The sequence below is a fragment of the Mesorhizobium sp. B263B2A genome (genome assembly GCF_020165775.1).
Classification (GTDB): Bacteria; Pseudomonadota; Alphaproteobacteria; order Rhizobiales; family Rhizobiaceae; genus Mesorhizobium; species Mesorhizobium opportunistum.
The window spans coordinates 1-24,420 of the sequence record NZ_JAIUIU010000011.1; the positions used below are offsets into that span (position 1 = coordinate 1).

At 63.5% G+C, this 24,420-nt stretch carries 23 protein-coding genes, 1 pseudogene and 1 riboswitch; of the genes and pseudogenes, 19 read left to right on the top strand and 5 right to left on the bottom strand.

What is annotated here, in order from left to right:
- From LB568_RS17975 to LB568_RS17990, 4 genes and pseudogenes are all read right to left on the bottom strand, one after another.
- Positions 1-615: pseudogene (locus LB568_RS17975) on the bottom strand (cobaltochelatase subunit CobN); the annotation flags it as partial.
- An 18-nt stretch (positions 616-633) separates the two neighbouring features.
- Positions 634-1,686: a cobalamin biosynthesis protein CobW gene (gene cobW / locus LB568_RS17980; RefSeq protein ID WP_224730831.1), complete on the bottom strand. Its 1,053-nt coding sequence runs from the start codon at positions 1,684-1,686 to the stop codon at positions 634-636.
- Between the two features lie 2 nt (positions 1,687-1,688).
- Positions 1,689-2,117, bottom strand: coding sequence for a DUF1636 family protein (locus LB568_RS17985; RefSeq protein ID WP_224730832.1), 429 nt, complete (start codon positions 2,115-2,117; stop codon positions 1,689-1,691).
- Positions 2,118-2,155: 38 nt separating this feature from the next.
- A riboswitch (cobalamin riboswitch) is annotated at positions 2,156-2,362 on the bottom strand.
- 29 nt (positions 2,363-2,391) lie between these two features.
- On the bottom strand, positions 2,392-3,591 hold the full coding sequence (locus LB568_RS17990) for a winged helix-turn-helix domain-containing protein (RefSeq protein WP_224730833.1): 1,200 nt from the start codon (positions 3,589-3,591) through the stop codon (positions 2,392-2,394).
- 332 nt (positions 3,592-3,923) lie between these two features.
- Here LB568_RS17990 and LB568_RS17995 point away from each other — a divergent pair, with 332 nt between their 5' ends.
- The 17 genes from LB568_RS17995 to LB568_RS18075 all read left to right on the top strand — a co-directional run bounded on the left by LB568_RS17995 (position 3,924) and on the right by LB568_RS18075 (position 22,416).
- Positions 3,924-4,289: an NADH-quinone oxidoreductase subunit A gene (locus LB568_RS17995; RefSeq protein WP_010910112.1), complete on the top strand. Its 366-nt coding sequence runs from the start codon at positions 3,924-3,926 to the stop codon at positions 4,287-4,289.
- A complete protein-coding gene (locus tag LB568_RS18000; RefSeq protein WP_013894808.1) occupies positions 4,280-4,861 on the top strand; it encodes a NuoB/complex I 20 kDa subunit family protein in 582 nt (193 codons plus the stop codon). Before LB568_RS17995 ends, LB568_RS18000 begins: the two co-directional genes overlap by 10 nt.
- A 4-nt stretch (positions 4,862-4,865) precedes the next feature.
- Positions 4,866-5,468 (top strand): NADH-quinone oxidoreductase subunit C, encoded by a 603-nt coding sequence (locus LB568_RS18005; protein WP_013894809.1) that lies wholly within the window; start codon positions 4,866-4,868, stop codon positions 5,466-5,468.
- The gene (locus LB568_RS18010; protein ID WP_013894810.1) at positions 5,469-6,659 is read left to right on the top strand and encodes an NADH-quinone oxidoreductase subunit D; all 1,191 of its coding nucleotides are present in this window, start codon (positions 5,469-5,471) and stop codon (positions 6,657-6,659) included.
- On the top strand, positions 6,660-7,940 hold the full coding sequence (locus LB568_RS18015) for an NADH-quinone oxidoreductase subunit E (protein WP_013894811.1): 1,281 nt from the start codon (positions 6,660-6,662) through the stop codon (positions 7,938-7,940).
- A gap of 10 nt (positions 7,941-7,950) precedes the next feature.
- Positions 7,951-9,255: an NADH-quinone oxidoreductase subunit NuoF gene (gene nuoF, locus LB568_RS18020; protein WP_013894812.1), complete on the top strand. Its 1,305-nt coding sequence runs from the start codon at positions 7,951-7,953 to the stop codon at positions 9,253-9,255.
- Positions 9,256-9,332: 77 nt separating this feature from the next.
- A complete protein-coding gene (locus LB568_RS18025) occupies positions 9,333-10,022 on the top strand; it encodes an NADH-ubiquinone dehydrogenase (protein ID WP_224730834.1) in 690 nt (229 codons plus the stop codon).
- Positions 10,023-10,095: 73 nt separating this feature from the next.
- Entirely contained in the window at positions 10,096-12,177 is a 2,082-nt protein-coding gene (gene nuoG / locus LB568_RS18030; protein ID WP_140576003.1) for an NADH-quinone oxidoreductase subunit NuoG, read from the top strand.
- Between the two features lie 2 nt (positions 12,178-12,179).
- The gene (nuoH, locus tag LB568_RS18035; RefSeq protein ID WP_023763315.1) at positions 12,180-13,223 is read left to right on the top strand and encodes an NADH-quinone oxidoreductase subunit NuoH; all 1,044 of its coding nucleotides are present in this window, start codon (positions 12,180-12,182) and stop codon (positions 13,221-13,223) included.
- Complete coding sequence (gene nuoI, locus LB568_RS18040) at positions 13,223-13,714, top strand: NADH-quinone oxidoreductase subunit NuoI (RefSeq protein WP_023763316.1); 492 nt, start codon at positions 13,223-13,225, stop codon at positions 13,712-13,714. Before nuoH ends, nuoI begins: the two co-directional genes overlap by 1 nt.
- A 235-nt stretch (positions 13,715-13,949) precedes the next feature.
- The gene (locus LB568_RS18045; protein WP_013894818.1) at positions 13,950-14,570 is read left to right on the top strand and encodes an NADH-quinone oxidoreductase subunit J; all 621 of its coding nucleotides are present in this window, start codon (positions 13,950-13,952) and stop codon (positions 14,568-14,570) included.
- A 1-nt stretch (position 14,571) separates the two neighbouring features.
- Positions 14,572-14,880 carry an NADH-quinone oxidoreductase subunit NuoK gene (gene nuoK, locus LB568_RS18050; protein WP_013894819.1) on the top strand — a complete coding sequence of 103 codons (309 nt, stop codon included), beginning with the start codon at positions 14,572-14,574 and terminating at the stop codon, positions 14,878-14,880.
- A 10-nt stretch (positions 14,881-14,890) separates the two neighbouring features.
- Entirely contained in the window at positions 14,891-16,864 is a 1,974-nt protein-coding gene (gene nuoL / locus LB568_RS18055) for an NADH-quinone oxidoreductase subunit L (protein ID WP_140576000.1), read from the top strand.
- The gene (locus tag LB568_RS18060) at positions 16,864-18,369 is read left to right on the top strand and encodes an NADH-quinone oxidoreductase subunit M (protein WP_224730835.1); all 1,506 of its coding nucleotides are present in this window, start codon (positions 16,864-16,866) and stop codon (positions 18,367-18,369) included. The genes nuoL and LB568_RS18060 overlap by 1 nt, the downstream gene beginning before the upstream one ends.
- A gap of 18 nt (positions 18,370-18,387) precedes the next feature.
- Entirely contained in the window at positions 18,388-19,824 is a 1,437-nt protein-coding gene (nuoN, locus tag LB568_RS18065; protein WP_013894822.1) for an NADH-quinone oxidoreductase subunit NuoN, read from the top strand.
- A gap of 5 nt (positions 19,825-19,829) precedes the next feature.
- On the top strand, positions 19,830-20,651 hold the full coding sequence (locus LB568_RS18070) for a biotin--[acetyl-CoA-carboxylase] ligase (RefSeq protein WP_013894823.1): 822 nt from the start codon (positions 19,830-19,832) through the stop codon (positions 20,649-20,651).
- A gap of 94 nt (positions 20,652-20,745) precedes the next feature.
- On the top strand, positions 20,746-22,416 hold the full coding sequence (locus LB568_RS18075; RefSeq protein ID WP_013894824.1) for a ribonuclease J: 1,671 nt from the start codon (positions 20,746-20,748) through the stop codon (positions 22,414-22,416).
- A gap of 9 nt (positions 22,417-22,425) precedes the next feature.
- Here LB568_RS18075 and LB568_RS18080 read toward each other — a convergent pair whose 3' ends face one another.
- Complete coding sequence (locus LB568_RS18080; RefSeq protein WP_224730836.1) at positions 22,426-23,220, bottom strand: MBL fold metallo-hydrolase; 795 nt, start codon at positions 23,218-23,220, stop codon at positions 22,426-22,428.
- A 227-nt stretch (positions 23,221-23,447) separates the two neighbouring features.
- Here LB568_RS18080 and mce point away from each other — a divergent pair, with 227 nt between their 5' ends.
- Together mce and LB568_RS18090 are read left to right on the top strand one after the other, a co-directional pair.
- Positions 23,448-23,852 (top strand): methylmalonyl-CoA epimerase, encoded by a 405-nt coding sequence (mce, locus tag LB568_RS18085; protein ID WP_224730837.1) that lies wholly within the window; start codon positions 23,448-23,450, stop codon positions 23,850-23,852.
- On the top strand, positions 23,849-24,133 hold the full coding sequence (locus LB568_RS18090; protein ID WP_010910093.1) for a DUF1467 family protein: 285 nt from the start codon (positions 23,849-23,851) through the stop codon (positions 24,131-24,133). The genes mce and LB568_RS18090 overlap by 4 nt, the downstream gene beginning before the upstream one ends.
- The last annotated feature ends 287 nt before the right edge of the window (positions 24,134-24,420 follow it).

Genomic DNA, 24,420 nt, shown 5'->3' on the forward strand with positions numbered 1-24,420 from the left:
GGCGCGGCCCCCCCCCCGGGCCTGCGGCCGGACCCTCCCCTCGAGGGGGAGGGGGACGACGCCGCGACTTGGCTCATAGTAGCCGGCTTTTGGAACTTCGACCGGTTCGACAGTCGTCACATCCTGCCCAGCCAGCCCCGCCAGCCTCCGCACCAGCGCACTCATATTGGCCGGGCCGCCCTCGCGGAAATAGCCGAGCAGGCTATCCAACTCCTCGCGCGGCAGCGTTGAGGCTTCGATGAGGCGGAGATCCTCGTCGTGGCTCTCACCGGGCAGCAGCGCCAGTTTAATGCCGTGCGCGCGGGCGGTCGCGGCGAGCTGGTCGCAGCCGTAGCGCCACCAGTCGTGGCCGCCGAGGATGCGCACGAGGATAATCTTGGCATGGCGGGCGACGCTGTCGACCCAGAGGTCGACGGACATGGGATGACGCAGGTCGCGCAGTGCGGCGAGCCGCATCGAGGGCAAGCGGCCAGCGTCGGCCTTCCACGCCGCCGCAAGTCCGGCCAGATCGCTGTCGGTGAAGGACAGCGCCACGATATCCGCCGGCGTCTGCCGCAGGTCGACCGGCTCGGCGAGATCGTCGAGCGAGGCGGAAGTCGTGGTGAGGATGTGCATCGCGGCCCGCGTCCGAGATCAGCCGGCGAGTATACGTTCGATCGCCGGGCGGTTCAGCCCCTTGAGACCGATGACGACGAGGCGCGAACGACGATCGTCCTCGGCCGTCCAGGCGCGGTCATAGTAATGATTGACGCGCGGGCCGACCGCCTGCAGCAAGAGCCGCATCGGCTTGCCGCCGACCTCGACGAAACCTTTGACGCGCAGCACGTTTTCCTGCTCGGCGGCGTTGGCGACGCGTTTTGCCAGTTCGTCGGGATTGGCGATCGAGGGAATGTCGACGATGAAGGTGTCGAAGTCGTCATGCTCGTGGTCGAACGCGCCGTCATGATGGGATTTGCGGTTCTCGATGTCGTCCTCGACGGCGAGGCCGAGGCCGAGCAGCACGGAGGGATCGACCTTGCCATGCGAGGTCGGCACGATCTTCACGGCGCGGGCGGAGTGTTCGTTGATGATGGCGTTGGCGCGGGCTGAGCCTGCGGCGTCCATCAGGTCGCTCTTCGACAGGATGATCAGGTCGGCGCAGGCGATCTGGTCCTCGAACACTTCCTCGACCGGGTCGTCATGGTCGAGGCTCTCATCCTGAGCGCGCTGCGCCTGCAGCGCGTCCATGTCGTTGGCGACGCGGCCTTCGGCCAGCGCCGGGCCATCGACCACGGCGATGACGCCGTCGACCGTGACGCGGCTTTTCACCGTCGGCCACTGGAAGGCCTGGACCAGCGGCTTGGGCAGAGCCAGGCCCGAAGTCTCGATCAGGATGTGGTCGACCTTCGGCGTCAGCGCCAGGATCTGGTCGAGCGCCGGCACGAAATCGTCGGCGACGGTGCAGCAGATGCAGCCATTGGCCAGTTCGACGATGTTTTCCTCCGGGCAGGTGTCGATGCCGCAGCCCTTCAAAATCTCGCCGTCGATGCCGATGTCGCCGAACTCGTTGACGATGATGGCAATGCGTTTGCCGCCGGCGTTTTCCAGGAGATGGCGGACCAGTGTCGTCTTGCCCGCGCCGAGAAAGCCGGTGACGACGGTGCAGGGAACGCGAGAAAGGTTGGCGGACGAATCTGGAGCAATCATGGTCAGTCCTTCAGCATGTCGAGGGGAGGGATGCGGGCAACGAGGCCACGCTTGAGGCTATCGGGCCGGCCACGCCACGGAATGAGGCCGTCGGTCGAGGTGGCGAACAGCTTTGCGCCGGCGACAAGGTCGGCGCCGCTGGCCGTGGTCAGGTCGCCGAAGACATAGCTCCAGCAGCCGTCGCGCAGGATGGCGGCGCTCAGCCGGCGCTTGCAATTGCCGAGGCATTCGACGGTACGGACGCGGATATCTTCGCCCGAGGCGGCGTTGCGCGTATCCTCAGCCAGCAGTTCGCCGGCGCGGGGATGGGCGTCGGAGCCGGTTTCGTCACGGCACGAGGCACAGATGATCACGGTGACGCCGGACAAGGCATCGCTGTGGGCGGACGAATTGTCCGCTGTGCCAGCCGAAAAACTGCTGTTCTGGTCCAAAAACCGGGCTCCTTGCCCGGAAACCCGCCGGGCGATCGGATTATGTTGTCGCAGACGGCAGGTCTCCTGGCTCGCGGGTCATCGCCTTGGTTAGCCGCCTTCCCGGGAATTCCCAGTGGCTTTCGGCCTTGGCTCGTCGCTTACAGTTGCGGGGACAGCCGCGGATTTGAGATTTTTCATCCCGCACCGCATTCCCTCTTAGCCCCTCTCTTTGAAGAGAAGGGACCGTCTGGAGCGGATTTAGGCTGTTGCGGGCAGGACTGTCAACGCGGGCCTACGACATGGCGATGTCGGCAAGTGACTGTCCGAGGTCGCCAGCGGGCGTCACTTCCATGCGCTCAAGCCCGAGCCAGCCCTGCATTTGCTTCAATTCCTCGAAAAGCTGGGCGGCGGTTTCCGCTGGCGCCTTGGGCTCGGCATAGGCCGCGTGGACGCGTAGCACACTCGCCGGCCGATCGGCCTTGAGGTCGACGCGCGCCACGATCCTGTCGCCGAGCAGGAAGGGTAGGACGTAGTAGCCATATTGGCGCTTTTCGGCCGGCGTGTAGATCTCGATGCGGTAGTGAAAATCGAACAGCCGTTCCGAGCGCGAGCGTTCGAAGACCACAGGATCGAACGGGGCCAGCAAGGCACGGGCGTCGATTTTCCTGGGCAGACGGGCATCCTTGTGCAGGTAAGCGGGCTTATCCCAGCCTTCGACGCGCACAGGCAGCAGCTCACCGAGTTCGACCAATTCCTCCGGGCGGCCCTTCATGTCGGCGGGGGACAGGCGGAAATAGTCGCGCAAATCGCCTGATGTCGCCACGCCATGGGCGCGGGCGGAGATGCGCAGCAATTCGCGGTGCGCGTCCTCGGCGGCCGGTACGGGCAGATCGAGGATCGCCTGCGGCAGCACGCGCTCGGGCAGGTCATAGAAGCGCTCGAATCCGCGGCGGTGCGCCGTGGTGATGCGCCCGGCCCAGAACAGCCATTCGAAGGCATGCTTGGCATGGCTCCAGCCCCACCAGCCGCCCGAGCCTTTCTGGCCTTCCAACGCGGAAGCGGCGATCGGGCCGCGCGCGACGACCTCTCGGTAAATCTCTTCTATATAGGCGGCGTGCTCACGGCCCCATTTGGCCAGCCCCAAATACATCTCTTTGCCTTGCTCGGCGCGCTGCATGCGCCAGCGCATCAGCGGCCAGGTCTCCACCGGCAGGAAGGAGGCCTCGTGCGCCCAGTATTCGAACACCGTGCGCTTGCGGGTGACGGCGGCGTTGTCGAGCAGAGCGAGCGGGTAGGGGCCAAGGCGCGAATAGAGCGGCATATAATGCGCGCGCACCACCGCGCTTACGGAATCGATCTGCAGCAGGCCGGTGCGCGACAGAACGCGGGCGAAATGACGGCGGTCGGGCGTGCCATTGGGGCGGGGGTCGAGAAAGCCTTGAGCGGCGAGCGCGATGCGCCGGGCGGTGGCAAGCGAGATTTTTTCCTTCATTCGGATGCGACTCTTGTAACTCGTTGACGTCGTTTGATGGGTGATTCCTGCCCATGCTAGCAGGGTTTTGGCGGCATCCATGTCAGGAGAGAAAAGTGGAGTAAAAAGAGAAGGAAATCAAACAGGAGCGTATCGGACCAGTTTCTCCGTATATGCCGTCCAGCACCGCCTTTTGAACAAGGTTTGACTTGCTTCGCTGGAAGTGCTGCGCTAACCCTCGCCGCGTTGCAGCATAGGCCCCTTAAAACGGTTCAGCGGTTAAACTGTCACGCTTCCGCATTAAGGTCCGGTGCTGTAATCAAAATGGATTGGCGCCAACGGAAAGCCGCTGCATGAACGCACTTCTCAGTTCGTACCTGCCCATCGTCCTGTTCATCGGCGTGGCGCTGGTCGTCGGCCTGGCGCTGCTGGCCGCACCGTTCCTGGTGGCGTACCGCAACCCCGATCCCGAAAAGCTTTCCGCCTACGAGTGCGGTTTCAACTCGTTCGACGATGCCCGCATGAAATTCGACATCCGCTTCTACCTGGTGTCGATCCTGTTCATCATCTTCGATCTGGAAGTGGCCTTCCTGTTTCCCTGGGCGGTGTCCTTCTCGAAGATCGGCATGCTCGGTTTCTGGTCGATGATGGTGTTTTTGGCAGTGCTGACCATCGGCTTTGCCTATGAATGGAAAAAAGGAGCGCTGGAATGGGATTGAACGACAGTTCAGGCACCCTCGTCGCGCCGAAGCCCAAGGGTATCATCGATCCCAACACCGGCAAGCCGGTGGGACAGGACGATCCCTTCTTCCTCGAAATCAACAACGAGCTTGCCGACAAGGGTTTCCTGGTCACCTCGACCGAGGCGCTGATCACCTGGGCGCGCAGCGGCTCGCTGATGTTCATGACCTTCGGTCTGGCGTGCTGCGCGGTCGAGATGATCCATACCTCGATGCCGCGTTATGACTCGGAGCGGTTCGGCGTCGCGCCGCGCGCGTCGCCGCGCCAGTCCGACATCATGATCGTCGCCGGCACGCTGACCAACAAGATGGCGCCGGCGCTGCGCAAGGTCTACGACCAGATGCCGGAGCCACGCTACGTCATATCGATGGGCTCGTGCGCCAATGGCGGCGGCTACTACCACTATTCCTATTCGGTGGTGCGCGGCTGCGACCGTGTCGTGCCGGTGGACATCTATGTGCCCGGCTGCCCGCCGAGCGCCGAAGCCCTGCTCTACGGCATTCTTCTGCTGCAGAAGAAGATCCGCCGCACCGGCACGATCGAACGGTAAATTCATGGCCGCATCCCTTAGCGAACTGTCGACCTATCTCGGCGAGAAGCTGCCTGGCCGCTTCAGTGACGCGGTGCTTGCCTATGGCGAGCTTACCGTTCACGTCGAGCCGCAAAACCTGGTCGAGGTGGTAACCTTCCTTCGCGACGACGCACGCTGCCAGTTCATTTCTATCATCGATGTCTGCGGTGCCGATTATCCGTCGCGGGCCAAGCGCTTCGACGTCGTCTATCATCTATTGTCGCCGAGGCAGAATGTGCGCATCCGCGTCAAGGTGCAGGCCGACGAGGAGACGATGGTGCCGTCGATCACCGGCGTCTTTCCTGGTGCCGACTGGTTCGAGCGCGAGACCTACGATCTCTATGGCGTGCTGTTCTCGGGCCATCCCGATCTGCGCCGCCTGTTGACCGACTACGGCTTCGAAGGCCATCCGCTGCGCAAGGATTTCCCGCTGACCGGTTTTGTCGAAGTGCGTTACGACGACGAAGCCAAGCGCGTCATCTACGAGCCGGTCGAGCTCAAGCAAGAATTCCGCAATTTCGATTTTTTGTCCCCGTGGGAAGGTACGGACTACGTGCTGCCGGGTGACGAGAAGGCAAAGCAGTAAATGGCTGAAACCTCCGTCCGCAATTTCAACATCAACTTTGGACCGCAACACCCTGCGGCGCACGGCGTTTTGCGCCTTGTTCTCGAACTCGACGGCGAAGTCGTCGATCGCGTCGATCCGCATATCGGGCTCCTGCATCGCGGCACGGAAAAGCTGATCGAGGCCAAGACCTATCTGCAGGCGGTGCCTTATCTCGACCGGCTCGATTATTGCGCGCCGATGAACCAGGAGCATGCCTTTGCGCTGGCCGCCGAGCGCCTGCTTGGCATCGAAGTGCCGAGGCGCGGCCAGTTGATCCGCGTGCTCTACTGCGAAATCGGCCGCATCATGTCGCATATCCTCAATGTGACGACGCAGGCCATGGACGTCGGCGCGCTGACGCCGCCGCTGTGGGGCTTCGTCGAGCGCGAAAAGCTGATGGTGTTCTATGAGCGCGCTTCCGGCTCGCGCATGCATGCCGCCTATTTCCGTCCCGGCGGCGTCCACCAGGACCTGCCGCGCCAGCTGGTCGAGGATATCGGCAAGTGGATCGACCCGTTCCTGAAGTCGCTTGACGATCTCGACAAGCTGCTGACCGGCAACCGCATCTTCAAGCAGCGCAATGTCGATATCGGCATTGTTTCGCTGGCCGATGCCTGGGCCTGGGGTTTTTCGGGCGTCATGGTGCGCGGCTCGGGCTCGCCTTGGGACCTGCGCAAGTCGCAGCCCTACGAATGCTATTCGGAAATGGATTTCGACATTCCGATCGGCAAGAACGGCGACTGTTTCGACCGTTACCTGGTGCGCATGGAAGAGATGCGGCAGTCCGCGAAGATCATGCGCCAGTGTGTCGATCTCCTGCTCGGCAAGGAAAGCACCGGACCGGTGTCGAACCTCGACGGCAAGGTGGTGCCGCCGAAGCGCCAGGCGATGAAGCGCTCGATGGAAGCGCTCATCCACCACTTCAAGCTCTACACCGAGGGCTATCGCGTGCCGGCCGGCGAAGTCTATGCGGCCGTCGAGGCGCCGAAGGGCGAGTTCGGCGTCTACCTGGTCTCCGACGGCACCAACAAGCCCTATCGCTGCAAGCTGCGCGCGCCCGGCTTCGCGCATCTGCAGGCCATGGATTTCCTGTGCCGCGGCCACATGCTGGCCGACGTCACCGCCGTTCTTGGCTCCCTCGACATCGTGTTTGGTGAGGTCGATCGCTAAATGTCAGTCCGCCGTCTCGCAGAAGCCAGCGTCCAGCCAGCCTCCTTCGCCTTCAACCGGGCGAATGCGGCCGTAGCGAAGCAATGGATCAAGAAATACCCGAAGGGCCGCGAGCAGTCGGCGATCATCCCGCTTCTGATGATAGCGCAGGAGCAGGAAGGCTGGGTCACCAAGGCGGCGATCGAGACGATTTCGGACATGCTCGGCATGCCGCGTATCCGCGGTCTCGAGGTCGCGACCTTCTACACGCAATACCAGCTCAATCCCGTTGGCACGCGCGCGCACATCCAGGTCTGCGGCACCACGCCCTGCATGCTGCGCGGCTCGGAAGCGCTGATGGATGTCTGCCGCTCGAAAATCCATCACGACCAGTTCCACACCAACGACAAGGGCACCTTGTCGTGGGAGGAGGTCGAGTGCCTCGGCGCCTGCGTCAACGCACCGATGGTCATGGTCTTCAAAGACACGTTCGAGGATTTGACGCCGGAACGGCTGGCCGAAATCATCGACCTCTATGACGCGGGCAAGGGCGCCTCGGTGGCGCCGGGGCCGCAGAACGGCCGCACCGGCTCGGAACCGGCCACCGGCCTCACCACGCTGAAGAACGAAAAGGCGATCCTCAAGTCGACCCGCGACCGGGAAGCCAGGGAAGCAGCCAAGGCCGCCAAGGCGGCGCCCGACGCGATCATCGCGGCGTCGGTTCCGGCACCCGCCACCGCCCCTGTCGCGCCGTCCAATGCCAGCAAGCCGAAGACCGATGCGCCCGAGACCAGCCCGGCGTTGAAGACACCCTCGAAGGCCAAGGTGGCGCCGGCGGCGGAGAAGGCGGCGAGCGTTTCGGCGCCGCGGCATTCGGCCGTCAATGCGAACAAGGCGGCCCCCGAGGTCGAGAAGGTTTCCAAGCAGCGCAGCGGGCCGATCGCCAAGGCCGAGCCGGCCTCCGCCTTCAAGGCGCCGGAGGCCAAGGTGCCCGTGGCAAAACCGGCAAAACCATCGCTTGAGGACAAGAACCGTCCGGCCGGCATCGACAGGCCGGCCGCGGTCGACGATCTCAAGCTGATCTCCGGCGTCGGCCCCAAGATCGAAGGCATCCTGCATACGCTGGGCATCTTCACCTTCGCGCAGGTCGCGTCGTGGAAGAAGGCCGAGCGCGAGTGGGTCGACGGCTATCTTTCCTTCCAAGGTCGCATCGACCGCGACGACTGGGTCAAGCAGGCCAAGGCGCTCGCCAAGGGCGGTGTCGCCGAATACATCCGCGTTTTCGGCAAGAAGCCGGTCTGAGGGACGAAAAATGCTTCAGGACAAAGACCGCATCTTCAACAACATCTACGGCCTGTTCGACAAGTCGCTGGCCGGCGCGATGGCGCGCGGCGCCTGGGACAACACGCCCGGCATCATCGCCAAGGGGCGCGAGTGGATCGTCAACGAGATGAAGGCGTCGGGCCTGCGCGGCCGTGGCGGCGCCGGCTTCCCGACCGGCTTGAAATGGTCGTTCATGCCCAAGCAGAGCGACGGCCGGCCGAGCTACCTCGTCGTCAATGCCGACGAATCCGAACCCGGCACCTGCAAGGACCGAGACATCTTGCGCAACGATCCGCACACGCTGGTCGAGGGCTCCTTCATCGCCGGCTTCGCCATGGGGGCGGTCGCCGCCTACATCTATGTGCGCGGTGAGTTCATCCGCGAGCGCGAGGCGCTGCAGCGCGCCATCGACGAGGCCTATGAGGCCAAGCTGATCGGCAAGAACAATACGTCGGGCTACGATTTCGACATCTACATGCACCACGGCGCCGGCGCCTATATCTGCGGCGAGGAGACAGCACTCCTCGAAAGCCTCGAAGGCAAGAAGGGCCAGCCCAGGCTGAAGCCGCCATTCCCGGCCAATGTCGGCCTCTATGGCTGTCCGACCACCGTCAACAATGTCGAGTCGATCGCGGTGGCGCCGACCATCCTGCGCCGCGGCGCGGCCTGGTTCTCGTCCTTCGGCCGGCCCAACAACGTCGGCACCAAGCTGTTCTGCATCTCAGGCCACGTCAACAATCCGTGCACCGTCGAAGAGGCGATGTCGATCCCGTTCCGCGAGCTGATCGAGACGCATTGCGGCGGTATTCGCGGCGGCTGGGACAATCTCTTGGCGGTCATCCCGGGCGGCGCCTCGGTGCCGCTGGTGCCGGCCGAGCAGATCATCGACACGCCGATGGATTTCGATGCGCTGCGCGACCTGAAGTCCGGTCTCGGCACGGCGGCCGTCATCGTCATGGACAAGTCGACCGATGTGGTGAAAGCGATCGCGCGGTTGTCCTATTTCTACAAGCATGAGAGCTGCGGCCAGTGCACGCCGTGCCGCGAAGGCACCGGCTGGATGTGGCGGGTGATGGAGCGGCTGGTGCGCGGCGAGGCGCAGAAGCGCGAGATCGACATGCTGCTCGACGTCACCAAGCAGGTCGAGGGCCACACGATCTGTGCGCTGGGCGACGCGGCGGCGTGGCCGATCCAGGGCCTGATGCGGCATTTCCGCGGCGAGGTGGAGCGCCGCATCGACGAGTTTTCGCGCAACGCGCACCGGGCTGAGCCCGTGATGGTGGCTGCGGAATAAATTTGTGACCGCGGGCGAAAGCCCGGGACGAGACGAACGGGGCGGGGCGAACGAAGAAACGACCAGGAGAACTTTCTATGGCGCCGTATTCGTACCCATTGATGCCCAATTTGGACCAGATCGAGAAGATGAACCAGGACCTGACCAGGATGATGCCGAAGGAGATGGCCAGTGCCGTCAACCTTTTCGCGCATCCTGTCGCGGGTGCCGCTGCGATGTCGGCCTTGAGCCTCGGGCTCGCCAACCACGCGTTCGGCGTCTGGCTGGGCGCGCTTTCGGGAGCCGCCGAGGCATCACAGCGCCTCATGCAGCCGCTGATCGAGGATTTCGAGGCGCGCGTCGAAGGATTCGAGGACGCGAACTCTTCGTCCACCAAGGCGCGGGCGACGGCGAAGACCATGATTGCCGAGGCGCAGTCCTTCGCGCAGGAAGTCACCGACATTGCCGCCAAGGAAGCCGCCACCACGGCGCCGGTGGCCAGTGCCGGCCCGGCAACGGGCGACGTCCCCGACGCATTGTTGCCCGAGGATTTCCGCCAGCCCAAGGCCATGGACAAGCCGGCGAAGCCCTCGGACTTAAAAGCGATATCGGGCATCGGGCCGAAGCTCGAGAAAGTTCTGAACGGGCTCGGCATCTGGACGTATGCCCAGATCGCGGCCTGGTCGCCGCAGGAGATCGCCTGGGTCGACGACTATCTGTCGTTCAACGGCCGCATCGGCCGTGACGATTGGACTGCCCAGGCAACTGTGCTGTCCGCGAAGAAGTGAATGAAATGTCGGGCGCTGCGTCTGTCGCGCCCGGGAAATTAGATTGCGGGAAATCCGCAGGGGTTTGAGGCGAATGGCAAAGCTCAAGGTCGACGGGAAAGAGATCACTGTACCCGACCACTATACGCTGCTGCAGGCGGCGGAAGACGCGGGCGCGGAAGTGCCGCGCTTCTGCTTCCACGAGCGGCTGTCGATCGCTGGCAACTGCCGTATGTGCCTGATCGAGGTCAAGGGCGGGCCGCCCAAGCCGCAGGCCTCCTGCGCCATGGGCGTGCGCGACCTGCGCCCGGGCCCCAATGGCGAGCCGCCGGAGATCTTCACCAACACGCCGATGGTCAAGAAGGCCCGGGAAGGCGTGATGGAGTTCCTGCTGATCAACCATCCGCTCGACTGCCCGATCTGCGACCAGGGCGGCGAATGCGACCTGCAGGACCAGGCGATGGCCTTCGGCGTCGATTCCTCGCGCTATCACGAGAACAAACGCGCGGTCGAAGACAAATATATCGGCCCGCTGGTCAAGACGGTGATGAACCGCTGCATCCACTGCACGCGCTGCGTCCGCTTCACCACCGAAGTCGCCGGCATTTCCGAACTCGGCCTGATCGGCCGTGGCGAGGATGCCGAGATCACCACCTATCTCGAAAGCGCGATGACATCGGAGCTGCAGGGCAATGTCATCGATCTCTGCCCCGTCGGCGCGCTGACGTCCAAGCCGTTCGCCTTCCAGGCGCGGCCGTGGGAGCTGACCAAGACCGAATCCATCGATGTGATGGATGCCGTCGGCTCGGCGATCCGAGTCGATAGCAGAGGCCGCGAGGTGATGCGCATCCTGCCGCGCGTCAACGAGCAGGTGAACGAGGAGTGGATCTCCGACAAGACCCGCTTCATCTGGGACGGCCTGCGCACGCAGCGTCTCGACCGGCCCTATGTGCGAAAAGACGGAAAGCTGGTTCCGGCAAGCTGGGCCGACGCGTTCGCCGCTATCAAGGACGCTGTGTCGAAGACGACGCCCGAGAAGATCGGCGCCATCGCGGGCGATCTGGCCGCGGTCGAGGAAATCTACGCGCTGAAGCTGCTGATGGCTTCGCTCGGCTCCAGGAACACCGATTGCCGCCAGGATGGCGCCGCGCTCGACCCGGCGCTCGGCCGTGCCAGCTACATCTTCAACCCGACCATCGAAGGCATCGAGCAGGCCGATGCGGTGCTGATCATCGGCGCCAATCCGCGCTTCGAGGCCTCGGTGCTGAATGCCCGCATCCGTAAGCGCTGGCGGGTCGGCAATCTGCCGGTCGGCGTCATCGGCGATATCGGCGACACCCGCTACGAGTACGAACTGCTCGGTGCCGGTCCGGATTCGCTGAAGGATCTGGCTGACGGCAATGGCAAGTTCTTCCAGACGCTGAAGAAGGCCACGCACCCACTGATCATCATCGGCCAGGGCGCATTGGCACGCGCGGACGGTGCTGCCGTGCTCGGCCAGGCAGCCAAGCTCGCCACTGCGGTGAACGCCGCACGGGCCGACTGGAACGGCTTTGCCGTGCTGCACAATGCGGCTGGGCGCGTTGGCGGCCTGGATCTCGGCTTCGTGCCGGGCGAGGGCGGCAAGAACGTCGCCGGCATGCTCGGCGAGACGGACGTGCTGTTCCTGCTCGGCGCCGACGAGATCGACATGAGCAAGACCGGCGGCGCCTTCGTCGTCTATATCGGCACCCATGGCGACGCCGGCGCGCACCGCGCCAATGTCATCCTGCCGGCGGCCGCCTACACCGAAAAGTCGGGCACCTATGTCAACACGGAAGGGCGCGTGCAGCAGACCAACCGCGCCGGCTTCGCGCCGGGCGATGCGCGCGAGGACTGGGCGATCCTGCGGGCGCTGTCGGACGTGCTGGGCAAGAAGTTGCCGTTCGATTCGCTGCCGCAACTGCGCGCCAAGCTCTATGGCGAATACCCGCATCTGGCCCGCATCGACCAGGTCGCGGCCGGCAATGCCGAGGACATCGCCGGGGTGGCGAAGCTCGGCGGGCGGCTGAACAAGGGCGCCTTCACCTCGCCGGTCAAGGATTTCTACCTGACCAACCCGATCGCGCGGGCGTCCGCCGTGATGGCGGAATGCTCGGCACTGGCCAAGAGCGGCTTCAAGCAGGCGGCGGAATAAGCATGGACACCTTCTTCTCCTTCTACGTGCTGCCGGCGCTGCTGATCCTGCTGAAATCAGTGGTGCTGATCGTCGTGCTGCTGATCTTCGTCGCCTACATCCTCTATGCTGACCGCAAGATCTGGGCAGCGGTGCAGTTGCGTCGCGGGCCGAACGTCGTCGGCCCCTGGGGCACGCTGCAGGCCTTCGCCGACCTGTTGAAGTTCGTCTTTAAGGAACCGGTCATCCCGTCAGGCGCCAACAAGGGCGTGTTCCTCCTGGCGCCGCTGGTGTCGGCGGTGCTGGCGATCTCGGCCTGGGCGGTCATTCCCGTCAGCCAGGGCTGGGCTATCGCCAACGTCAATGTCGGCATCCTCTATGTCTTCGCCATCTCCTCGCTCGAGGTCTATGGCGTGATCATGGGCGGCTGGGCGTCGAACTCGAAATATCCGTTCCTCGGCGCGCTGCGTTCGGCGGCGCAGATGGTGTCCTACGAAGTCTCGATCGGCTTCGTCATCGTCACCGTGCTGCTCACCGCCGGTTCGCTCAACCTCAGCGATATCGTGCTGTCGCAGCAAGGCGGGCTTGGCACGCGGCTTGGCCTGCCCAACACCTTCCTCGACTGGAACTGGCTGGCCCTGTTCCCGATGTTCATCATCTTCTTCATCTCGGCGCTGGCCGAGACGAACCGGCCGCCCTTCGACCTGGTCGAAGCCGAATCGGAGCTGGTCGCCGGCCACATGGTCGAATATTCGTCGACGCCGTTCCTGCTGTTCTTCCTGGGCGAGTATGTCGCCATCGTGCTGATGTGCGCGCTGGCCACCATCCTGTTCCTAGGCGGCTGGCTGCCGCCCTTCGACTTCGCGCCCTTCACCTGGGTGCCGGGCGTCATCTGGTTCGTGCTGAAAGTCTGTTTCGTGTTCTTCGGCATTTCCATGGTCAAGGCCTTCGTGCCGCGCTACCGCTACGACCAGCTGATGCGATTGGGCTGGAAGGTGTTCCTGCCGATTTCACTGTTCATGGTGGTCGCCACCGCCGCCTTCCTCAAGATCACGGGGTTTGCGTGATGTCCGCTTTGTCCCAAGCCGCAAAATCGCTGCTGCTGCAGGATTTCGTCAGCGCCTTCTTCCTGTCGATGCGCCAGTTCTTCGCGCCGAAGGAGACGATCAACTATCCGCACGAGAAGGGGCCGGTGAGCCCGCGCTTCCGTGGCGAGCATGCCTTGCGCCGCTATCCCAATGGCGAGGAACGCTGCATCGCCTGCAAGCTGTGCGAGGCGATCTGCCCGGCGCAGGCGATCACCATCGAGGCCGGCCCGCGCCGCAATGACGGCACGCGCCGCACGGTGCGCTACGACATCGACATGGTGAAGTGCATCTATTGCGGCTTCTGCCAGGAAGCCTGCCCGGTCGACGCCATCGTCGAGGGGCCGAATTTCGAATTCGCGACGGAGACGCGCGAGGAACTCTACTACGACAAGGACAGGCTGTTGGCGAATGGCGACCGGTGGGAGCGCGAACTGGCGCGCAACATCTCGCTGGACTCGCCCTACCGCTGATATCGACGCGTGGACGGGGCGAGGGGCCTCGTCCAAAGGATGATCCCGAAAAGTTGCGGACTTTTCGGACCAGATCATCCTCCGGATTAAAAGAGTGTCGCATGTTTCTGTCGATCGGGCCTTTCAACCCGATCGGAACATGCGATAGGACACAACGAAACTTGCGGCCGGAGGCGGCGGCAAAAATCGAACAGGACGGTTGTCCTGTTTCGGATAGGAACCCGGGGGATCCCCAATGCTGAGTGGACTAGAGGCGGCCTTTTTCTACCTCTTCGCCTTTGTCGCGGTGGCATCGGCGTTCATGGTCATTTCGTCGCGCAACCCCGTGCATTCGGTGCTGTTCCTGATCCTGACCTTCTTCAACGCCGCCGGCCTCTTCATGCTGACCGGCGCCGAGTTCCTGGCGATGATCCTGCTCGTCGTCTATGTCGGCGCGGTGATGGTGCTGTTCCTGTTCGTCGTCATGATGCTCGACGTCGACTTCGCCGAGATGAAGGAAGGCGCCTTGCAATACGCGCCGATCGGCGCTCTGGTCGGGCTGATCCTTGCGGCGGAACTGATCGTGGTGCTCGGCGGCTACACCTTCGCGCCGCAGCTCGCTTCGACGGTCGCCAAGCCGATTCCCGATCTCGCGGCGCGTTCGAACACAGCCGCGCTCGGCGACATCCTCTACACCGACTACCTCTACTACTTCCAGATTTCGGGCCTCATCCTGCTGGTTGCCATGATCGGCGCCATCGTGCTGACGCTGCGCCACAAGGAAGGGGTCAAGCGGCAGTCGATCGCAGCCCAGGTCGGCCGCACGCCGGCGACCGGCATGGAAATCCGCAAGGTCAAGTCGGGCGAAGGAGTCTGAGATGGTCGTTGGCATCGCACATTATCTGACCGTATCGGCGATCCTGTTCACGCTCGGCGTGTTCGGCATCTTCCTGAACCGCCGCAACATCATCGTCATCCTGATGTCGGTCGAGCTGATCCTGCTTGCAGTCAACATCAACTTCGTCGCCTTTTCGGCGGCGCTCGGCGATCTGGTCGGCCAGGTGTTCGCGCTGTTCGTGCTGACGGTCGCAGCGGCCGAAGCCGCCATCGGACTTGCCATTCTCGTCGTCTTCTTCCGCAACCGCGGCTCGATCGCGGTCGAAGACGTGAACATGATGAAGGGTTGACGGAACCACCATGTATCAGGCCATCGTCTTCCTTCCACTGCTCGGCTTTCTGATCGTCGGCCTGTTCGGCACGTCGCTCGGCGCCAAGGCTTCCGAATACATCACCTCCGGCTTCCTGGTGATTTCGGCCGTGCTGTCGTGGGTCGCCTTCTTCAGCGTCGGCTTCGGCCATGGCGAGGTGTTCACCGTGCCGGTGCTGCACTGGATCCAGTCCGGCGGCCTCGACGTATCCTGGGCGCTGCGCATCGATACGCTGACGGTGGTGATGCTGGTGGTGGTCAACACCGTCTCGGCGCTGGTTCACATCTATTCGATCGGCTACATGCACCACGATCCGAACCGGCCGCGCTTCTTCGCCTACCTGTCGCTGTTCACCTTCGCCATGCTGATGCTGGTGACCGCCGACAACCTCGTGCAGATGTTCTTCGGCTGGGAAGGGGTGGGGCTGGCGTCCTACCTGCTGATCGGCTTCTGGTACAAGAAGCCGTCGGCCAATGCCGCCGCCATCAAGGCCTTTGTCGTCAACCGCGTCGGCGATTTCGGTTTCGCGCTCGGCATCTTCGGCGTGTTCGTGCTGTTCGGCTCGGTCAACCTTGGCACCATCTTCGCCAATGCGGCGACCTTCGTCCCCGCTGAAGGCGCGCCGCAAGGAGCGGCCGTGCTCACCTTCCTCGGCCATGCGCTCGACAAGCAGGCGGCAATGACCGTCGTCTGCCTGCTCCTGTTCATGGGCGCCATGGGCAAGTCGGCGCAGGTGCCGCTGCACACCTGGCTGCCGGACGCCATGGAAGGCCCGACACCGGTCTCGGCGCTCATCCATGCCGCCACCATGGTGACGGCCGGCGTGTTCATGCTGGCGCGGCTGTCGCCGCTGTTCGAGCTGTCGCATTCGGCGCTGACGGTGGTGACCTTCATCGGCGCCTTCACCGCCTTCTTCGCGGCGACCGTCGGTCTCGTCCAGAACGACATCAAGCGGGTCATCGCCTATTCGACCTGTTCGCAGCTCGGCTACATGTTCGTGGCGCTCGGCGTCGGCGCCTATGGCGCCGCGATCTTCCACCTGTTCACACACGCCTTCTTCAAGGCGTTGCTGTTCCTCGGCTCCGGTTCGGTCATCCATGCCGTCTCCGACGAGCAGGACATGCGCAAGATGGGTGGCTTGAGAAAGCTGATCCCGACCACCTACTGGATGATGGTGATCGGCACGCTGGCGCTGACCGGCGTCGGCATCCCGGTGACCGTCATCGGCACCGCTGGCTTCTTCTCCAAGGACGCCATCATCGAGACCGCCTTTGCCAGCCACAATTCGGTCGCCGGCCTTGCCTTCGTGCTGCTGGTCATCGCCGCCGGCTTCACCTCCTTCTACTCCTGGCGGCTGATCTTCATGACCTTCCACGGCAAGCCGCGGGCGAGCCACGAGGTGATGCACCATGTCCATGAATCGCCGCCGGTGATGTTGGTGCCGCTGTTCATCCTGGCCGCCGGCGCGCTGTTTGCCGGCATCATCTTCCACAATTCCTTTATCGGCGAAGGCTATGCCGAGTTCTGGAAGGCGTCGCTGTTCACGCTGCCGGACAACAACATCCTGCACGAAATCCATGAGCTGCCGCTGTGGGTCGAGCTGTCGCCCTTCATCGCCATGCTGATCGGCTTGGCGCTGGCCTGGAAATTCTACATCCGCTCGCCGGAAATGCCCGTCAATCTGGCCGCCCAGCATCGCGGGCTCTACGCCTTCCTGCTCAACAAGTGGTACTTCGACGAGCTCTACGACTTCCTGTTCGTGCGGCCGGCCAAGCGCCTTGGTTCCTTCCTGTGGAAGACCGGCGATGGCACCATCATCGACGGGCTTGGGCCGGATGGCATTTCGGCGCGCGTCGTCGACGTCACCAACCGCGTCGTCAAGCTGCAGACCGGCTACCTCTATCACTATGCCTTCGCCATGCTGATCGGCGTTGCCGCATTCGTCACCTGGATGATGCTCTGATGACCGCCTGGCCAATCCTCTCGCTGGTCACCTTCCTGCCGCTGGTTGGTGTGCTGCTGATCCTGTTCATCAATGATGACAGCGAGAACGCACGTCGCAACATCCGCGCCATCGCGCTGTTGACGACGACGTTCACGTTCATCATCTCGCTGTTCATCTGGACCGGCTTCGACAATTCGCAGGCCGGCTTCCAATTCGTCGAGAAGGCCGCCTGGCTCGATTCCGGCATCTCCTACCATATGGGTGTCGACGGCATTTCCATGCTGTTCGTCATCCTGACGACGTTCCTGATGCCGCTTTGCATCCTGGCGTCGTGGGAATCGATCGAGAAGCGCGTCAAGGCCTACATGATCGCCTTCCTGCTGCTCGAGACGCTGATGATCGGCGTGTTCTGCGCGCTCGACATCGTGCTGTTCTACGTCTTCTTCGAAGCCGGCCTGATCCCGATGTTCATCATCATCGGCGTCTGGGGCGGCAAGCGGCGCGTCTACGCCTCGTTCAAGTTCTTCCTCTACACGCTCGCCGGCTCGGTGCTGATGCTGCTCGCTATCATGGCGATGTTCTATCAGTCCGGCACGACCGACATTCCGACCCTTCTGACCCACAGCTTCCCGGCCAACATGCAGACATGGCTATGGCTCGCCTTCTTCGCCTCCTTCGCGGTGAAGATGCCGATGTGGCCGGTGCACACCTGGCTGCCAGACGCGCATGTTGAGGCGCCGACGGCCGGCTCGGTCATCCTGGCCGCCATCCTCTTGAAGATGGGCGGGTACGGCTTCCTGCGCTTCTCCTTGCCGATGTTCCCGCTGGCGTCCGAGATGTTCGCGCCGCTGGTGTTCACGCTCTCCGTCGTCGCCATCATCTACACCTCGCTGGTGGCGCTGATGCAGGAGGACATGAAGAAACTGATCGCCTATTCGTCGGTCGCCCATATGGGCTTCGTCACCATGGGTATCTTCGCCATGAACCAGGAAGGCGTGCAGGGCGCGATCTTCCAGATGCTCAGCCACGGCCTCGTTTCGGGCGCGCTGTTCCTATGCGTCGGCGTTATCTACGACCGCATGCACACGCGTGAGATCGCCGCCTATGGCGGCCTCGTCAACAACATGCCGAAATACGCCACCGTATTCATGGTCTTCACCATGGCCAATGTCGGCCTGCCCGGCACGTCAGGCTTCGTTGGCGAGTTCCTGACCATGCTCGGCGTGTTCCGGGTCAACACCTGGGTCGCGTTCTTCGCCGCCACCGGCGTCATCCTGTCGGCCGCCTACGCGCTCTGGCTCTACCGCCGGGTGATCTTCGGCGCGCTGACCAAGGATAGCCTGAAGGGGCTGCTCGACCTGTCGCCGCGCGAGAAGGCCATCATATACCCGTTGGTGGTGCTGGTCATCTTCTTCGGCGTCTATCCCGCTCCCGTCTTCGACGCGACGGCCCAATCGGTCAAGTCGCTCGTCACCAATGTCACCGCATCCATCGGCGCCGCGCAGACCGCGGCGGCGAACTGACCAGAGGTTTTGCGAACCATGACGCCGGACCTTCTCTCCAGCCTGTCGCTCTCGACGCCCGAGCTGATCCTTGCCATCGGCGCGCTCGCGCTGCTGATGGTCGGGGCGTATTCGCGCGCCAACACCGCCAACACGGTGACCGGCCTTGCCGTCGCCGTGCTGGTGATATCCGGCGCCTGGCTGATCTTTTCCACGGGGCAGGGCAGCGCCTACGGCAACGCCTTCGTCCAGGATTCCTTCGCCCGCTTCATGAAGGTGCTGGCGCTGGTCGGCTCGGCGGTGACGCTGGTGATGTCGATGCGCTTTGCCAAGGCGGAGCGTTTCGACAAGTTCGAATATCCGGTGCTGATCCTGCTTTGCACCTTGGGCATGATGCTGATGATCTCGGCCAACGGCATGATCGGGCTCTATCTCGGCCTCGAACTGCAGTCGCTGGCGATCTACGTGCTGGCGGCGATCAACCGCGACAATCTGCGTTCGACCGAGGCGGGCCTGAAGTACTTCGTCCTGGGAGCGCTGTCGTCGGGCATGCTGCTCTATGGCATCTCGCTGGTCTACGGCTACACCGGCAACACCGGCTTCCAGGAGATCGCGACCGCACTCGGCGGCGGCGAGCGCCAGCTTGGCCTCGTCGTCGGGCTCGTCTTCGTGCTGGCCGGCCTTGCCTTCAAGATCTCGGCGGTGCCGTTCCACATGTGGACGCCGGACGTCTATGAGGGTGCGCCGACGCCGGTGACGGCCTTCCTCGCGGCAGCGCCGAAAATGGCGGCAATGGCGCTGATCGTGCGCGTCACCATGGGTGCGTTCAAGCCGATCGCCGCCGACTGGCAGCAGATCATCGTCTTCATCTCGATCGCCTCCATGGCGCTTGGCGCTTTCGCCGCCATCGGCCAGACCAACATCAAGCGGCTGATGGCCTATTCCTCGATCGGCCATATGGGTTACGCGCTGGTCGGCCTTGCCGCCAACAGCCAGGCCGGCGTGCGCGGGGTCGCCATCTACATGCTGATCTACCTGGTGATGACGCTCGGCACCTTCGCCTTCATTCTCGCCATGCGGCGCAAGGAAGGCAATGTCGAGCAGATCAGCGACCTGGCCGGCCTGTCGTCGACCAATCCGATCATGGCGACGATCCTGACCATCCTGATGTTCTCGCTGGCCGGCATCCCGCCGCTCGCCGGCTTCTGGGGGAAGTGGTATGTCTTCCTCGCCGCCATCAACGCCAACCTCTATGCGCTGGCGATCATCGGCGTGCTGGCCTCGGTGGTGGGCGCCTATTACTATCTGCGCATCATCAAGATCATGTGGTTCGACGAACCCGTCGGCGGTTTCGTGCCGATGGCCACGGAATTGCGCGTCGTGCTCGGCGTCTGCGGCGCCTTCGTGCTGTTTTACGTGCTGATCGGCGGGCCGATCGGCACCTATGCCGAAGCCGCCGCCAAGACGTTCTTCTAGACGGCATGGCATTTCGGCTGGCTCCAACCTCGGCGTCGGAAGGGTTCCGGCTCGAGGCGCATGACAGCGTCGGCTCCACCAATGCGCTGGCGTTGGACCATGCCCGGGCAGGCGATCCGGGCAGGCTGTGGGTCGTTTCCAAAAAGCAGGAAAGCGGGCGCGGGCGGCGTGGCCGCGTCTGGGCGACGCCGGAAGGCAATCTGGCGGCGACATTGCTCGTCCTCACCGGCGGCGAACTTCGCCTTGCCGCGACACTCGGCTTCGTTGCCGGCCTGGCGCTTGCCGATGCGCTCGACGCCGTGGTGCCGAAGGGCCGCATCGCCATCGGCCTCGACGGCGCCAGCCAGGGCCAAAACCGTTTCGAGCTGAAATGGCCGAACGATGTGCTGGCCTCCGGCGCCAAGCTTGCCGGCATCCTGCTGGAATCGGCCGTGCTTGACGGTGGGCGTTTCGCGGTCGCGGTCGGCATCGGCGTCAATGTTGTGGCGCATCCGCAGGATTTGCCGTATCCCGCGACATCGCTTCACGCATTGGGCGCGGCATGCGATGCCGAAACGCTGTTCCTGGCGCTGTCGGATGCCTGGAGCGAGAATGCCCGGCTTTGGGATGAAGGGCGCGGCCTTGCAGCCATTCGGCGGCGCTGGCTGGCACGCGCGGCGGGCCTTGGCGGTGAGGTTGCTGTCAGAATTGACGGTAATGTGGTGCGTGGCGTGTTCGAGACCATTGACGAGGACTGCCGTTTCGTGATCCGCGACGATGACGGGTCTGTTTTGACGATCGCCGCCGGCGATGTGCATTTCGGCGCGGTCGCATCCGCGCGGGTATAGTTTTGTTTTTACGCAATTCCGGTGGGAAAGCCGTTACACACTTTTGCTGGAATTGCTTCAACGGCTTGGCCTGAGGGCCAGGAAGGGAAAAATCATGGCGAAAGCGGAAAACGCCGAACTCGTCTTCGTGCCGCTCGGCGGCGTTGGCGAGATCGGCATGAACTTCGCCCTCTACGGCTATGGCCCGCCGAGCGCGCGCGAATGGATCATCATCGATGTCGGCGTCACCTTTCCCGATGCGGCGCATCCGGGCGTCGACCTGATCCTGCCCGACACGCGCTTCATCGAGGAGAACCTCGCCAACCTGCGCGGCATCATCATCACCCATGCGCATGAGGACCATTACGGCGCGCTGCTCGACACCTGGCCGAAGCTGAAGGCGCCGGTATGGATGACGCCGTTCAGTGCCGGGCTGCTGGAAGCCAAGCGGCAAGGCGAACAGGGCGCACCGAAGATTCCGCTGACGATCTATCGAGCGGGCGAGAAATTCACCGTCGGCCCGTTCGAGATCGAGGCCATTCCGGTCGCGCACTCGATTCCCGAGCCGATGTCGCTGGCGATCACCTCGCCGGCCGGCACCGTCATCCACACCGGCGACTGGAAGATCGACCCGGAACCGACGATCGGGCCGAAGACCGACGAAGCGCGCTTCCGTGCCTATGGCGACAAGGGCGTGCTGGCGCTGATCTGCGATTCGACCAACGCGCTGCGCGAAGGCGAGTCGCCTTCGGAAGTCGCCGTGGGCGAGGGTCTCAAGGGTGTCATCCAGGCCGCCAAGGGCCGCGTCGCCGTCACCACATTCTCCTCCAATGTCGGGCGCATCGTCTCCATCGCCAGAGCCGCACGCGATGCGGGCCGCCAGTGCCTGGTGCTTGGCCGCTCGCTGAAGCGCGTCATCGATGTGGCCGGCGAGCTCGGCTACATGGACGGCCTGCCGGAGTTCATCGCCGAGGAGGATTTTGGCTTCATCCCGCGCGAAAACCTGGTCATCATCTGCACCGGCAGCCAGGGCGAGCCGCTGGCCGCGCTTGCCAAGCTGTCGCGTGACGAGATGAAATCGGTGTCGCTGACGGCGGGCGACACGGTGGTGTTTTCCTCGCGCACCATTCCCGGCAACGAGAAGGCGATCCTCGAGATCAAGAACCGCCTCATCGATCTCGGCATCAAGATCATCGAGGACGGCGACGCGCTGGTGCATGTCTCGGGCCATCCCCGCCGCAGCGAACTGCGCAAGATGTATGAATGGGTGCGCCCGCAGATCGGCGTTCCCGTGCATGGCGAGGCCGCGCATCTGGTGGCGCAGGGATCGCTGATGTCGACCTCCGGCATCGGCCAGGTGGCGCAGGTGCGCGACGGCGACATGCTGCGGCTCGCTCCCGGTCCCGCCACGATCATCGACCAGGTGCCGTTCGGCCGCATCTACAAGGACGGCAATTTGATCGGCACCGACCAGGCGATGGGCATTCGCGATCGGCGCAAATTGTCGTTTGCCGGCCATGTCGCGGTCAATGTCGTGCTCGACGACAAATATGAACTGGCCGGCGATCCCGACCTGGTCGCCATCGGCGTCGCCGAGGCCGATGCGCGTGGCGAGACGCTGGAAGACCTGATGATCGATGCGGCCGTCGGCGCGGTGGATTCGATCCCCCGCCAGCGCCGAAAGGACCTCGACCTGGTGCAGGAGGCGGTACGGCGCGCGGTGCGCGGCGCCGCCAACGAGGCCTGGGGCAAGAAGCCGCTGGTGACGGTGTTCGTCACAAGGTGAGAATGGCAGCTACACGTTGAGTTGATAGCTGACCGGAAGCCAGCGAAAAGAACCGTTCGCCGATTCGATGTAACCCAGGCCTGGAAATGGCATGTGGTGGCCAGCGACCAGCAGGCGCTGATCCGCGGCCATCTTCAGCAGCCGCTTGCGCGTCTCGACCGCCTGTTGCTTGTCATCATCGAAATCGGCATGCCAATCCGGCTGCTGGACAGACACGACATAGTGCAGGAAGGCGTCGGACCAGATCAGCAATCGCTGGCCGCCGCTTTCGACGAGAAATGCCAGGAGGCCGGGGGAGTGACCGGCGGCGTCGATTGCAGTGACGCCGGGCAGCACCTCATCTCCGGGTGCTATGAATGTTGCCTGGTCGGCCAGCCCGGTGCAAATCTGCCTGAACAGATCACGGTTGGCCAATCTGGCCTCGCGGACCGCTGTTGCCTCGGTCCAGAAAGCGAATTCGGCCGCGCCGAACACATAGCGTGCCCGACGGAAAACGGGTTCGCCATTCCTGACGAGCCCGCCGATATGATCCGGGTGGCCGTGCGTGATGACCACCACATCAATGTCATCCGCCCCGAGCCCAAGGTCTTGCAAACAGTCGAGGAGTGAACTGTCCTCGTCTCCGCATCCGGTGTCGAAAAGGATCTTTTCGGAACCGGTGTCGACGAGCGTCGGGATGAAACAATGCTCGTATCGGTCCTGGTCGATGAAGTTCGAGGCCATGAGCTTGAGCGCCGCGCCTGGCGATTGTCCAGCTGCGAAGGCCGATGCGAGGTTGTCGCGGACATCGACGGCATCGAGCAAGGCGGCAACTTTGAATGACCCAAGATCGAAAGGAAAGATGCGGGCGCGGGCAGGGCGGATATCGGACATTGCCGTTTGTACTTTGCGGCTGGCGATCGGAACAGCCTCGATCGTGATTTCGAAGAATGATCATCGAAGTGCGACAGTGCGCGCCTCGTGAATGGCTATTGATATCGGTCGATTTGACGTATGACGCAGTCACTGGAAAGAGGAGTGATCGCTCGCACATGCTCGGACGGCTGAACCATGTCGCGCTCGCCGTGCCGGACCTGGCTGCGGCAATTGCTGCTTACCGCAACACGCTTGGCGCCGCAGTGAGCGAGCCGCAGGCGCTGCCGGAGCATGGCGTTACCGTGGTGTTCGTCGATGTCGGCAACACCAAGATCGAATTGCTGGAGCCGCTTGGCGAGGGCTCGCCGATCGCCGCGTTCCTGGTGAAGAACCCGTCCGGCGGCATGCATCATCTCTGCTACGAGGTCGACGATATCCTGGCCGCGCGTGACCAGCTCAAGGCCGCCGGCGCCCGCGTGCTCGGCGACGGCAATCCGAAGCTGGGTGCGCATGGCAAGCCGGTGCTGTTCCTGCACCCGAAGGATTTCTTCGGCGCGCTGATCGAACTGGAGCAATCATGAGCTGGGTTTCGTTCACCGCGCTGTTTTTCGCGACCTGGTGGGTGGTGCTGTTCGCTGTGCTGCCGTTCAGCGTGAGGACGCAGGACGATGATCACGACGTGACGCTGGGCACCGTGCCAAGCGCGCCGCGCGGGCCGCATATGCTGCGCGCCGTGATCCGCACGACCATCGCCACGGCGATCCTGATGGGCATTTTCTATGGCCTGACGCACGGGCTGGGATACAGCCTCAACGATATCCCGCACATCGTGCCGGATTTCGGCCAGACCCCAGCGAAGTAGATCGCCCGGCAAGGCTGCTTAGCCGACATCGGAGCGGTGCGGATGGGCTTGAAATGCCACCACGCCCCGCGCTGACGCTGGGTCATGTAAGCTGGCAACTCGCCGCTCTAACCAGATGATTGCACAAAAAAAATGCAAGGCACGAGGCCTTGCAATTAAACGCGTCCGATCTGTTTCCGGTTTCCGGCGGCAGCGAGTAACCGCGCCTAGATCGCATCCTCCCAAGACTTTGACCGCGTAGGAGAGCAGATTTGTCTCCGCCCTCTCGGTTATCGCGGGACATTAGC